We start from the raw sequence: 12,682 nt of genomic DNA on the forward strand, positions 1-12,682 counted from the left end.
TAGCGTGGAACCAATCCCAGATCCCGTCCCCCTCCAGGAGGAACCGTGAGCACTGAACCCCAGACCCCGCCGGCATCGTCGACCACCCGCACGTCGCCGCGCCCCACCGGGGAGGGCCTCCGCCTCGACACGCGCAAGGGCCGCTGGATCGAGCACTGGAACCCGGAGGACACCCAGCAGTGGGAGTCCGAGGGCAAGGCGATCGCCGGCCGGAACCTCCGCTGGTCCATCTTCGCGGAGTTCCTCGGCTTCGTGGTCTGGCAGCTGTGGTCGATCGTCGTCGTGCAGCTCCCGGGCGCGGGCTTCCAGCTGAGCACATCCGAGACGTTCTGGCTCCTGTCGATGCCGAGCCTCGTGGGCGCGACCCTGCGCATCCCCTACACGTTCATGGTCCCGAAGTTCGGCGGCCGCAACTGGACGATCGTCTCGGCGATGCTTTTGCTGATCCCCTCGATCGGGCTGGCGGTGTGCGTCTCCAACCCCGCCACCCCGTTCCCGGTGCTGCTCGCCGTGGCGGCCCTCGCCGGGTTCGGCGGCGGCAACTTCGCCAGCTCGATGGCCAACATCACCTTCTTCTACCCCGCCCGCGAGAAGGGCTGGGCCCTCGGACTCAACGCCGCCGGCGGCAACCTGGGCGCCGCCGTCGCCCAGCTCGTCGTTCCGATCGCGGTGAGCCTCACGGCGTCGGTGGTCTCCGGGGCGGGGCTCGGCGTCGCCGGGCTCCTCTGGGTCCCGCTGATCCTCGTCGCCGCCGTCGGCGCGTACCGCAACATGGACAACCTCGCCAGCGCCAAGGGCGACCTGGCCGGCTCGGTCGCAGCGCTCAAGGAGCCGCACCTGTGGATCATGGCCTTCCTCTACATCGGCACGTTCGGCTCCTTCATCGGCTTCTCCGGGGTCTTCCCGAAGCTCATCAAGGACTTCTTCCCCGCGTACTCGTCCTTCGCCGTCGGCGCCGCCGCGCTCTCCCTCGCGTTCCTCGGCCCGCTCGTCGGCTCCCTCGCCCGCCCCTACGGCGGCCGGCTCGCCGACCGGTTCGGCGGCGCCCGCATGGCCGTCGCCGCGTTCGCGGCCATGGCGGTCGTCACGCTCCTGGTCATCGCCACCCTGCCGCTGAAGAACTTCTGGCTCTTCCTCGTCCTGTTCCTGGCCCTCTTCACGGCCAGCGGCTTCGGCAACGGCGCGACCTATCGCATGATCCCCGTCATCTTCAGCACCTCCAGCCGGGCCGCCCGCTCCGGCGCCGCCCCGGCGCAGACCGCGAAGCTCGCCGCCGCGGCCCTGGGCCTCATCTCCGCGATCGGCGCCTACGGCGGCTTCTTCATCCCGCAGGTGCTGGGGGCGTCTAGCTCCGCGACCGGCTCCTACGTGCCCGCGTTCTTCGGCTTCGTGGCCGCGTACGTCCTCATGCTCGCCGTGACGGCGTTCTGCTACCTCCGCAAGGGCAGCCTGGTCGCCACCTCCAAGGCCTGACTCCATGACTCCACGCACCGAGGCGCCCACCGCCACCCACTGCCCCTACTGCGCGCTCCAGTGCGCGATGTCGCTCAGCCCCACCGCCTCCGGGACGAGTGGCACCGCGCTCGAGGTCGCCGGCCGCGACTTTCCCACCAACCGCGGCGGGCTCTGCCGCAAGGGCTGGACCGCCGCCGACCTCCTCGCCCACCCGGAGCGCCTCACGGAGCCGCTCCTGCGCGGGGACGACGGCGAGCTCCGCCCGGTCTCGTGGGACGTCGCCCTCGAGCGCGCGGCAGCAGAGGTGCGGAAGACCCAGGCCGCCCACGGCCGGGACGCGGTGGGAGTCTTCGGCGGCGGGGGGCTGACGAACGAGAAGGCGTACCTGCTGGGCAAGTTCGCCCGGCTCGCGCTGGGCACGTCGCGCATCGACTACAACGGCCGGTTCTGCATGTCGTCTGCGGCGGCGGCCGGCAACCGGGCCTTCGGGATCGACCGGGGCCTCCCGTTCCCGGTAGAGGACCTCGGCGCAGCGGACACGATCCTGCTCCTCGGCTCGAACGTCGCCGAGACCATGCCGCCCTTCGTGCAGCACCTCGCCGGCGCCCGCGCCGCGGGCGGCCTCATCGTCGTCGACCCCCGCCGCTCCGCGACGGCCGCGCTCACGGCCGATGGCGCCGGCACGCACCTCGCGCCCGCCCCGCACACGGACCTCATCCTCCTGCTGGGCCTGGCGCACGTCGTCCTCAACGACGGGCTGCTGGACCGCTCGTACCTCGCCCAGCGCACCGAAGGCCTCGAATCGGTGGCCCGCTCCGTTGCCCCCTGGTGGCCCGAGCGTGTCCAGGCCGCCACTGGGGTGCCGGCCACGCTCCTGCGGGAGACGGCGGGACGGCTCGCCCAGTCTGCCCGCACGGGCTCGTGCTACATCCTCACCGGCCGTGGGATCGAGCAGCACGCCGACGGCACCGACACTGTGACCGCCGCGATCAACCTCGCGCTGCTCCTGGGCCTCCCCGGCTCGGCGCGCGGCGGCTACGGCACCCTCACCGGGCAGGGCAACGGCCAGGGCGGGCGAGAGCACGGCCAGAAGTCGGACCAGCTCCCCGGCTACCGCAAGATCACCGACCCGGCCGCCCGCGCCCACATGGCCCGGGTCTGGGGCGTGCCCGAAGCGGCCATTCCCGGGCCGGGGGTGCCCGCCGTCGAGCTTCTGGCCTCCCTGGGCAGGCCCGCGTCCCCGGAGAAGCCGGGCGGGGTGCGCTGCCTGTTCGTGCACGGGGCCAACGTGGTGGTGTCGGCGCCCGATGTCACCGCGGTGCGGGAAGGGCTGCGGGCGCTGGACTTCCTCGTGGTGTGCGACTTCTTCCTCTCGGAGACCGCCCGCGAGGCGGACCTCGTCCTCCCCGTGCTGCAGTGGGCCGAGGAAGAGGGCACCATGACCAACCTCGAGGGCCGCGTGCTGCGGCGCCGGCGCGCCGTGGACCCGCCCGCCAGCGCACGCAGCGAGCTGTGGATCATGAACCGGCTTGCGGCGCTGCTGGACGCGCCGTCGAGCTTTCCCGACGACCCCGAGACGGTCTTCGAAGAACTCCGCCTGGCCTCTGCGGGAGGGCTCGCCGACTACTCCGGCATCACCTACGCGCGCCTCGACGCCGGCGAGGCCCTGCACTGGCCCTGCCCCGACGCCGCCCCGGGTGCCCCGCCGCACGCCGGGACGCCGCGGCTCTTCGCCGAGCGCTTCGCCCACCCGGACGGGCGCGCCCGCCTGGTCGCCGTCCGGACCCCCGCTCCCCTCGCGGCGGACCCGACCGCGGGCGCCTTCACGCTCGCGACGGGGCGCCTCCTCGAGCACTACCAGTCCGGGGCACAGACCCGCCGCGTCGCGGCGCTCACCGCCGCCCAGCCTGAAGTGCGGCTCTCCCTGCACCCGGCGGCCGCCGCCCGGCTCGGGATTGCCGACGGCGCGTGGGTGCGCGTCCGCCGCGAGCGCGCCGTCCTCGTGGCCGCCCGAGACGGCCTTCCCGCGCCGAGCGCGAGGCCCGAACCGGCGGTGCTGGCGCGTGCCGAGCTCACGGCGGACATCCGCCCGGACACCGTCTTCCTCCCGTTCCACTTCCCGGGCCTCGCGGCGGCGAACCGGGTGACCGAGCAGCGCACCGACCCCATCTCCGGGATGCCCGAGTTCAAGACGACGCGTGTCGTCGTCGAAGCCGCGGTCGTCGAGCCAGCCGTCGCGGGTCCGCCCCTCCTCGCCTCCGCCGTCCCCTCCCACCGAGAGGAGCAGTGACCATGACTGCCCCGGCCCAGCAGCCCCAGCAGCCCGAGAGCAGGACCACTCCAGGAGAAGCCCGGCCGCGGATCGTCGTCGTGGGCTTCGGCCCGGTCGCGGCGCGCTTCGTCGACGAGCTCCGCCCGGCCGCGGCGGCCGGCGCCGTCGAGCTCACCGTGGTGGGCGAGGAGCAGCAGGCCGCGTACAACCGGGTCCTCGTTGCAGACCTCGGGGTCGGCCGGACGAGCCTGGCCGCGATGAGCCTCGCCGACCCGGATGAGCTCGCCGCGGACGGCGTGCGCGTGCTCACCGGGACGCGGGCCGCGCGCCTCGACCGCGCACGACGCCGCGTGGTCCTCGCCGACGGCACGGCGCTGCCCTATGACCGCGTCGTCCTCGCGACGGGTGCCCGCGCCGTCGTGCCCAACTTGACCGGCATCAACCCGGACCCTCTCCACCCCGTCCTGCCGCCGGGGGTCACCGCCCTGCGCGACCTGGCCGACGCCGCCCGGCTGGCCGAGGCAGTGGCCGGGCGGCGCCGCGTCGTCGTGCTCGGCGGGGGCGTCCTCGGTCTGGAGGCCGCGCTCGCGGCGAGCGAGGAGGGCGCGACCGTCACGGTGGTCCACCACGGCGACCGGCCGCTGGGGCGGTCCATCGACCGCGCCGGGGGCGCGACGCTCGCTGCCGCGCTGCGCCGCCAGGGCGTGCGGATCGCGGGGAACGCGCGCTCCACGGGCATCGAGACCGGGCACGACGGCGCCTTCCGCGCGCTCCTGCTCGAGGACGGCTCCGCGGTCGACGGCGACCTGCTCCTGCTCGCGTGCGGGGCCCGGCCGCGGCGTGAGATTGCCGAGGGAGGGGGCCTCGCCGTCGAAGCGGGCATCCTCGTGGACCATGGGCTGCGCGCCCACCACACGGAGCACGTCTTCGCGATCGGCGACTGCGCCCAGGTGCGCTGCGCCGACCCGCTGTGCGCCGAGTGCACAGCGGACGGGCGCACCGGTGCCCCGAGCGGCCTCATCGCCCCGGGCTGGCGGCAGGCAGACTGGCTCGCGGCGCGCTTCAGCCACGAACTCCTCGGCGAAGCCGAGCCGGCCCCGCTCGCGGCGGAGAAGCCGGGCGTGATCCTGCTCAAGGCCCGCGGCATCAACCTCGCCGTCGCCGGGGACGTCATGGCCGACCCGTGGGACGTGTTCGCCCTCGACGGCGGCGACTGCCCGGCGCACGGCCGTTCTCCCCTGCAGGTCTCCCTGTGGGCGGACCCCGAGCACGGGGGCTACGTCAAGATGGCCACGCGGGGCGGTGTCCTGGCCGGCTTCGTCGCGCTGGGCATGCCACGCGCGGCCGCCGAGCTGACGCTCCTGTTCGAGTCGGGCGCCGAGCTGCCGGCGGACCGCTCGGTGATCCTGCGCCTGGACGGGCCCGAGGCCGCGCTGTCCCCCGCAGGCGCGGCGGCCGGCCCCGACGCGACGCTGTGCCGCTGCGCCGGCGTGACGCAGGGCGAAGTGGCCACCGCCATCGCGGGCGGGTGCTCGACCGTCGAGGAGGTCTCGAAGGCCACGCGCGCCGGGACGGGCTGCGGCGGCTGCCGCGACGGGGTGCGGGACCTCATCGAGCGGCACTTCGCGGCCGTGGCGGCCTGAGCAGGCCGAGAAGCGCATAGGCCGCCGCGCCGGCCAGCAGCCCCCAGAATGCCGACACGACCCCGAAGGCATTCACCCCGGACGCGGTCACGGCCAGGGTGATGACGGCGGCCTCGACGGCGTGCGGCGAGGCGGCGTCGTGCCTCACCGAGTCGACGATCGCGCCCTGGGTCGCCGCGAGCAGCGCGACGCCGGCCAGCACGGTCAGCAGCGTGGCCGGGACGGCGGCGACGAGCGCGACCGCCGGTGTGCTGAAGAGGCCGAAGAGGATGTAGAAGGCGCCGCACGAGATCCCGGCGACGTAGCGGCGGGCCGGGTCGTGGTGGGCGTCGCGGCCGGCGCAGATGCCGGCGGTGATGGCGGCCAGGTTGATCCCGTGCCCGCCGAAGGGCACCGAGACGAGCCAGGCGACGGACGCCCCGCCCACCATGAGGCGGTCGCCGGCGGTGTAGCCGAGCTGGCGCATCATGGCGAGCCCGGGGGCGTTCTGCCCGGCCATCGTCACGACCAGCAGGGGCACCGAGATGCCCATAATCGCGGGCAGGCCGAAGGTCGGCGTGGTCCAGACGGGGCCCGCGAACTCCCACGCGAGGGTGGGCGCTGCCAGGTCGCCGGTCGCGGCGGCGAGCGCCACCCCGGCCGCGAGCGCCACGAGGACCGCGTACCGCGGGGCGAACCGGCGCCCGAGGAGGAACGCCAGGACCAGGCCCCCGCCCACCACGGGCGCCTGCACGACGGCGGCGCTCGCCTTGAGCACGAACGGCAGCAGGACTCCGGCCAGGACCGCCGCGACGACCGGCTTGGGGACGGCGTCCATGATCCTGCCGAAGATCCCCGTCACCCCGAGCACGACGGCGAGCCCGGCCGCGACGAGGTAGGCGCCGAGGGCGTCGCTGTACGAGTATTGGCCGAGCGCGGTCAGCAGCAGGGCGGCCCCCGGGACCGACCAAGCCACGACGACCGGCTGGCGCGTCATGAGGCTCAGGACCACGCACGTGATGCCGCTGGCGATCGCGATCACGCTGACCCAAGACGTCGTGAGCTCGGCGCTCAGGTGTGCGGCCTGGGCGGCCTGCAGGACCACGACCATGGGGCCCGCGTAGGAGACGGCGACGGCGATGAACCCCGCCGCGATGGCCGAGAAGGACGTGGCCCGCAGGATGCCGAGGCGCTCGGCGGGCCGGTTCCTGGCCTCCGCCGAATGCTCCTGCCCTGCCGCACCGGTCCGCTGTGCCCTCTGCTGTGCCGTGCTGCTCATCGCCGCTCCTTCGCTGTGACGGGGGCCACGGTAGCGGAAAGCGCGGATATGAGCTGATTCGTCCGGCGTCTCAATCGGGCAGGAACCCGCTCGTGGGGAGCCGACAGGTCGGGAGGCACCTCCTCAGCAGCGGCGCGTCAGGACCCGACGATCTCCTCGAGCCCCCGGACCGACTCGGCGAGCGAGAGGTCGGGGTGCTCGGCGATGTACGGGAAGAGGAGCCCGTTCTCCTTGCGCAGGTGGAGCTGGAACGCGCGGGCGATGGCGAACCCGACCGCGGCAGCCCGGGCGCCCTCGGCCGCCCTGAGCTCCTCGACGAGCCCGATGATCGCCTGATGGTCCTGGAGCATCCCCTCGACGAGCAGGTGCCCCTTGTCCGTCCGGCCGGCGCCGCCGTAGAGCGGCCCCTCCTCGGCGACGGCGTGCGGGATCAGGTCGTTCTCGCACCATTCGACCAGGTTGGCCTTCTCGTCGTGCGCGGTGCCGATGTCGCCGGCCCCCACGGCGGCGACGATCGCCTCGGCCAGGGCCGTCACCCGCTCGAGCATGTGCGCGTGGTGGTGCTCGATGGCGGCCAGCGCCTCGTCGTCGGAATGGAGTTCGTGGTCTGCGTGCCCGTGTGCCATGGGCCCATCATCGAACCCGGGCCACCGGCGGCTCAAGGGGCGAAGGGCCTGCCAGCGCCCGAGGCTGATGGTCCTCGATCCCGGCGGCCCCTACATGTGCACGTGCAGGCGCCGCGCGGCCTCCGCGAGCGAACCGGACAGCGACGGGTAGACGGCGTAGGTGTTGGCAACGTCGTCGACGTGCAGCTTCTGCTCCACCGCCATGGCCAGGCCGAAGATCAGCTCGGAGGCGTTGGAGCCCATCACGACGGCGCCGATCACCGTCCCGGAGCCCTTGCGGGAGATGATCTTGACGAACCCGTCGGTCGTGTTGCGCATCTTGGCGCGCGCGTTGCTCTTGAGGCGCAGGGTCACGACGTCGCCCGCGATCCTCCCAGCGGCCACGTCCGCCTCGGTGGCGCCCACCGAGGCGATCTCCGGCGAGGTGAAGATGTTCGAGGCCACGTGGTCGAGGTTGAGCGGAGTGACCTGGTCGCCGAGGATGTGGGCCACGGCGATCCGGCCCTGCATGGCCGCGACCGAGGCGAGCGCGAGCACGCCCGTGCAGTCGCCCGCCGCGTAGACGCTGGGCACCGAGGTGCGGGAGACGCCGTCGACCTTGATGTGCCCGCTCTCGCTGAGCGCCACGCCGGCCTCCTTCAGGCCGATGCCGTCCGTGTTGGGGATCGAGCCGACGCACAGGAGGCAGTGCGAGCCGGTCACCTTCGTGCCGTCGCCGAGGGTCACGGCGACGCCGTCGCCCGTGCGCTCGACCGACTCGGCGCGCGAGCGGGACAGGACCCGCACGCCGCGGCGCTCGAAGACCTTCTCGAGCAGCTCGGCGGCATCCGTGTCGGAGCCGGGGAGCACGCGGTCGCGCGAGGAGATGAGCGTAACCTTCGAGCCGAGGCCGTTGTAGGCGGAGGCGAACTCGGCGCCCGTCACGCCGGACCCCACGACGATGAGCTCCTCGGGAAGCTCGTCCAGGCTGTAGATCTGCGCCCAGTTGAGGATCCGCTCGCCGTCGGGCCGCGCGGTCGGGAGCTCGCGGGGGTGGGCGCCGACGGCGACGATGACGGCGTCGGCCACGATGCGCTCGGTGCCCTCGGCGGTCAGGGCCTCGATGGTGTGGGGGTCCACGAGCCTGCCCGAGCCCAGGACGACCCGCACGCCCTGGCCCTCGAGCCCGGCCCGGATGTCGGCCGACTGCTGGCGGGCCAGGCCGAGGAGCCGGTTGTTGACCACCTTCAGGTCCGCGCGGAGCGCCGAGCGGGTGAGGGGCGCGCCGTTGTCCGTGTCGAAGCGCAGGCCGAGGGCGGCGGCCGCCTCCTCGACGCGGGTCATGAGGTCGGAGGTCGCGATGAGGGTCTTGGAGGGGACCACGTCGGTCAGCACAGCCGAGCCGCCGAGCCCGGCGCGCTCCACGATCGTGACCTGGGCGCCGAGCGACGCCGCGACCGAGGCGGCTTCGTAGCCGCCGGGGCCGCCGCCCAGGATTGCGATATGGGGGGCCGCGAAATCAGGGTTCATCGTCACGGAGTACCATTCTGCCTTCCCTGCGTGCACCCGTGCCATCGCGGGCGCCACTCAGCGGCGTGGTGTGCTGTACGGCACACTGCGGCGCGTGCCACAGGGGATGCAGGTTGGTAGGTTCTATCTGTGACGACAACCGCTCAGTCCGCCGAGCCCTTCGCGCTCGCGCAGGCCGCCGCCGACCACATCGCCAGCGCCACGGGCGTCGCCCAGCACGACATCGCCCTGGTCCTCGGCTCGGGCTGGGGCGGCGCCGCGGACCTCATCGGCGAGACCACGGCCACGCTCCCCGCCCACGAAGTGCCGGGCTTCTCGGCGCCTGCGGTCGAGGGCCACGTGGGCACGATCCGCTCGGTGCGCGCCGCGGACGGCAAGCGGGCGCTCGTCCTGGGGGCCAGGACCCATTACTACGAGGGCCGGGGCGTGCGCGCTGTGGTCCACGGCGTCCGGACCGCGGCGGCGGCGGGCTGCCGGGTCGTGGTCCTCACGAACGGGTGCGGCGGCCTCAACCCGGCGTGGGCGCCCGGCACTCCGGTGCTCATCAGCGACCACATCAACCTCACCGCCACGTCCCCGCTCGAGGGCCCGACCTTCGTGGACCTGACCGACCTCTACTCCGCCCGCCTCCGAGCGGTCGCGAAGTCGGTGGATCCGAGCCTCACCGAGGGGGTGTACGTCCAGTTCCCCGGCCCGCACTACGAGACGCCCGCCGAGGTGCAGTACGCGAAGCGGATCGGCGGCGACCTCATCGGCATGTCCACGGCGCTCGAGGCGATCGCCGCCCGGCACGCCGGCCTGGAGGTCTTCGGCATCTCGCTCGTGACGAACCTCGCTGCCGGCATCAGCCCCGAGCCGCTGAGCCACGAGGAGGTCCTCGCGGCGGGCCGGGCCGCGGGGCCGCGCATCTCCCGCCTGCTGGCCGACGTGATCGCAGCGATCTGAGAGTCTTCGAGAAGGACACCACCCGATGAGCATCTCCCCCGCCACACTCGATGAGCTCCGGCCGCGCGCCGAGGCCTGGGCCGCCGCAGACCCCGACCCCGACACCGCAGCCCAGCTCCGCCTCACGGTGGCCCAGGCCGCCGAGGGCCAGCCCGCCGCCCTGCAGGAGCTCTCTGACGCCTTCTGCGGGACCCTCCAGTTCGGCACCGCGGGCCTGCGCGCCGCCCTCGGCCCCGGGCCGAACCGCATGAACCGCGTGACGGTCCGCCGCGCCGCGGCCGGCTTCGCCGAGTTCCTGCGCCGCCGGGTCGCAGCGCACGACGGCGCCGGCTCACCGGGGTCCGGGGCGGTGCCGCGCGCCGTGGTCGGCTACGACGCGCGCACCAACTCCGACGTGTTCGCCCGCGACACGGCTGCCGTGTTCACCGCGGCCGGGATCGAGACGAGCCTCCTCCCGTCCCCGCTCCCGACGCCCGTCCTCGCGTACGCGCTCCGGGCGCTGGACTGCGACGGCGCCGTCATGGTCACCGCGAGCCACAATCCGCCCCAGGACAACGGGTACAAGGTGTACCTCGGTGGGCGGGCCGTCGACGAGGCCGGCCGCGGCGCCCAGATCGTCGCCCCCATCGACGCCGAGATCGCCGAGCTCATCGCCGCCGTCGGGCCTGTTGGCGAGATCCCTCTCGCTGAGGACGGATGGGCCACGCTCCCGGCGAGCGTCGCCGCGGACTACCGCGACGCCGTCGTGCGCCTCGCGCGGCCGGACCTCTTCCCGTCCCGCCGCCTCAAGGCGGTCCTGACCCCGCTGCACGGGGTGGGCGGCGAGACGCTCCTGGGCGTGCTGAAGGCCGCCGGGTTCGACGACGTCTCGCTCGTGGGCTCGCAGGCGGAGCCCGATCCGGCATTCCCGACGGTCGCGTTCCCGAACCCGGAGGAGCCGGGCGCCCTGGACCTCGCGCTCGAGACCGCGCGCGAGGCGGGGGCCGACATCGTCATCGCGAACGACCCGGACGCCGACCGCTGCGCCGTCGCCCTCCCCGACCCGGAGACGGGCGAGTGGCGGATGCTGCGCGGGGATGAGGTCGGCGCCCTCATCGGGGCGCACGTGGTGCGCCGGCTCGGCCTCGACGACGAGCACTCACCCGAGCCCACCGGGGTGTTCGCGAACTCGATCGTCTCCTCACGTCTGCTCGGCAGGATCGCCAAGGCCGCCGGGGTGGCCCACGCCGAGACCCTCACGGGCTTCAAGTGGATCTCCCGCGTCCCGGGGCTCGTGTACGGGTACGAGGAGGCCCTCGGCTACTGCGTCGCGCCGGAGCTGGTCAAGGACAAGGACGGGCTCTCCGCCGCGCTCCTCGTCGCCGAGCTCGCCGCGGACGCGAAGGCCCAAGGCGAGACGCTCTTCGACCGGCTCGACGCCCTGCACGTGCTCCACGGCGTGCACCTCACGGACCAGCTGAGCGTGCGCGTGGCGGACCTCGGGCTCCTCGACGCGATGATGACGCGGCTGAGGGACAACCCTCCGACGGCCTTCGCCGAGTCCCCGGTGGAGTCCGCGGTGGACCTCTCGCTCGGTTCCGAGGCCCTCCCGCCCACGGAGGGGATCTCGTGGACCACACGGGACTCGACCCGCGTGATCGTCAGGCCCAGCGGCACCGAGCCGAAGCTCAAGTGCTACCTCGAGGTCATCCGGCCGGTGGACAGCTCGGCCGAGCTCATCGAGGCGAGGCGCGCCGCCCGCGAGGCGATGGACGCTGCCCTCGAGGACCTGCGGGAGGCCCTGGGGCTCTGAGGCCCGCGCCCTAGCCTTCCTGCTGTCCCTGTTGGCCCAGGCGGTCTCGCACGGCCCGGGCGTCCACCCCGAGGCGGGAGAGGAGCGTCGCGGCGGGGTCCGGTTCGGCGCCCTCGAGCAGGGCCAGCGCCAGGTGTCGCCCGGTGATCGTGCGGGACTTCTCGGCGGCCGCCTGCCGTGCCGAACGGGCGAGCACGTCCTTCGCCGCCGAGGTGAAGGGCAGCCGGCCGGCCTTCCCTGCGGGTCCCGCCAGGGGAGCCTTCCCGGGGTCGACCCCGACCGCCGCGAGTGCCATGCGGTCCAGGTCCTCGTCCGCGGCACGGGCCGAGGCGAGGCTGGTCCCGAGGGCGGACGCGCTCTCGGGGTCGTGCAGGAGTCCCAGGAGCAGGTGCTGGGTGCCGATGCGGCGGTCTCCGCGGCGTTCGGCCTCGAGGATCCCCTCGGTGACGGTGCTGCGCGCAGCAGCGGCGAATCGTTCGAACATCCCATCCGTCCCTTCGTCTCAGGGCTCGGCGCGCGTCAGCGGGCCTTGCCGTGCTTGACGTGGACGGACTGCCGGGACACCCCGAGGGCATCCCCGATCTGCTCCCAGGTCCAGCCGCGCTCGCGGGCGAGTGCGACATACCGGGCCTCGGTCACCTCGGCGAGCCGGTGCAGCGCGCCGACCGCCCGCAGGCCCACGGCGGGATCGTCGGAGTCGAGGGAGAGTGAGAACTGCTGGTCGTCCACACGTGTCAGTCTAGGTTGACTCGGGTAGACTTGTCAATACAGACTGACACTCGCCTCAGGCCGCGATCTGGACGATCCCGTCCACCACGCGCGCCGGGAACGCGGCGATCGGGGCGCCGGGGGCGTCGAGCCGCTCGCCGGTCGCGAGGTCGTAGACCTGCTTGTGCAGCGGCGAGGCGATGGTGTGGCGTTCACCGCGGGAGCCGACGATGCCGCGGGCCATGACGTGGGCCTCGGTTGCGGGATCGCGCTGCTCGACGGCGAAGACCTGGTCCGTGGAGAGGCGGAAGAGCGCCACCTGGCGGCCGGCCACGAGCGCCGCCTCGCCCCAGTTGGGCTCGAGGTCGTGCAGGCTGCACACGCTGTGCCAGGCAGCGCCGGCGGGCTCCGCTCCGAAGTCGGCGTGGTGGAGATCAAGGGGGGCAGGTGCTGTGATCGTCATGCCCTCAACGC

The 12,682-nt window shown here is 73.9% G+C and carries 11 protein-coding genes; 5 read left to right on the forward strand and 6 right to left on the reverse strand.

Annotation, left to right across the window (positions count from 1 at the left end):
• The first annotated feature begins 45 nt into the window (after positions 1 to 45).
• From ACQ5BE_RS05820 to ACQ5BE_RS05830, 3 genes are read left to right on the forward strand one after another with little or no spacing between them, the layout of a single operon-like run.
• The gene (locus ACQ5BE_RS05820; RefSeq protein ID WP_430296023.1) at positions 46 to 1,473 is read left to right on the forward strand and encodes an MFS transporter; all 1,428 of its coding nucleotides are present in this window, start codon (positions 46 to 48) and stop codon (positions 1,471 to 1,473) included.
• Positions 1,474 to 1,477: 4 nt separating this feature from the next.
• Entirely contained in the window at positions 1,478 to 3,745 is a 2,268-nt protein-coding gene (locus tag ACQ5BE_RS05825; RefSeq protein ID WP_430296024.1) for a molybdopterin oxidoreductase family protein, read from the forward strand.
• Between the two features lie 2 nt (positions 3,746 to 3,747).
• The gene (locus tag ACQ5BE_RS05830) at positions 3,748 to 5,370 is read left to right on the forward strand and encodes an FAD-dependent oxidoreductase (RefSeq protein ID WP_430296025.1); all 1,623 of its coding nucleotides are present in this window, start codon (positions 3,748 to 3,750) and stop codon (positions 5,368 to 5,370) included.
• Here ACQ5BE_RS05830 and ACQ5BE_RS05835 read toward each other — a convergent pair.
• The 3 genes from ACQ5BE_RS05835 to ACQ5BE_RS05845 form a co-directional block, all read right to left on the reverse strand.
• Positions 5,336 to 6,628: a benzoate/H(+) symporter BenE family transporter gene (locus tag ACQ5BE_RS05835; protein ID WP_430296026.1), complete on the reverse strand. Its 1,293-nt coding sequence runs from the start codon at positions 6,626 to 6,628 to the stop codon at positions 5,336 to 5,338. The two genes, ACQ5BE_RS05830 and ACQ5BE_RS05835, sit on opposite strands and share 35 nt — an antisense overlap.
• Positions 6,629 to 6,765: 137 nt before the next feature.
• Positions 6,766 to 7,254: a hemerythrin domain-containing protein gene (locus ACQ5BE_RS05840; protein ID WP_430296027.1), complete on the reverse strand. Its 489-nt coding sequence runs from the start codon at positions 7,252 to 7,254 to the stop codon at positions 6,766 to 6,768.
• Between the two features lie 90 nt (positions 7,255 to 7,344).
• Positions 7,345 to 8,769: an NAD(P)H-quinone dehydrogenase gene (locus tag ACQ5BE_RS05845; protein WP_430296029.1), complete on the reverse strand. Its 1,425-nt coding sequence runs from the start codon at positions 8,767 to 8,769 to the stop codon at positions 7,345 to 7,347.
• Between the two features lie 123 nt (positions 8,770 to 8,892).
• On the opposite strand from ACQ5BE_RS05845, the gene ACQ5BE_RS05850 reads away from it, so the two are divergent.
• Together ACQ5BE_RS05850 and ACQ5BE_RS05855 are read left to right on the forward strand one after the other, a co-directional pair.
• Positions 8,893 to 9,708 carry a purine-nucleoside phosphorylase gene (locus ACQ5BE_RS05850; protein ID WP_208712081.1) on the forward strand — a complete coding sequence of 272 codons (816 nt, stop codon included), beginning with the start codon at positions 8,893 to 8,895 and terminating at the stop codon, positions 9,706 to 9,708.
• 25 nt (positions 9,709 to 9,733) lie between these two features.
• Entirely contained in the window at positions 9,734 to 11,500 is a 1,767-nt protein-coding gene (locus tag ACQ5BE_RS05855; RefSeq protein ID WP_430296030.1) for a phospho-sugar mutase, read from the forward strand.
• A gap of 10 nt (positions 11,501 to 11,510) precedes the next feature.
• On the opposite strand, the gene ACQ5BE_RS05860 is transcribed toward ACQ5BE_RS05855, so the two are convergent.
• From ACQ5BE_RS05860 to nirD, 3 genes are read right to left on the reverse strand one after another with little or no spacing between them, the layout of a single operon-like run.
• Entirely contained in the window at positions 11,511 to 11,984 is a 474-nt protein-coding gene (locus ACQ5BE_RS05860; protein ID WP_430296031.1) for a Clp protease N-terminal domain-containing protein, read from the reverse strand.
• Positions 11,985 to 12,019: 35 nt separating this feature from the next.
• Positions 12,020 to 12,229: a helix-turn-helix domain-containing protein gene (locus ACQ5BE_RS05865; RefSeq protein WP_430296032.1), complete on the reverse strand. Its 210-nt coding sequence runs from the start codon at positions 12,227 to 12,229 to the stop codon at positions 12,020 to 12,022.
• 55 nt (positions 12,230 to 12,284) lie between these two features.
• Complete coding sequence (nirD, locus tag ACQ5BE_RS05870) at positions 12,285 to 12,671, reverse strand: nitrite reductase small subunit NirD (protein WP_430296033.1); 387 nt, start codon at positions 12,669 to 12,671, stop codon at positions 12,285 to 12,287.
• Between the last annotated feature and the right edge of the window lie 11 nt (positions 12,672 to 12,682).

Source organism: Sinomonas sp. B1-1, assembly GCF_050474465.1.
Classification (GTDB): domain Bacteria; phylum Actinomycetota; class Actinomycetes; order Actinomycetales; family Micrococcaceae; genus Sinomonas; species Sinomonas flava.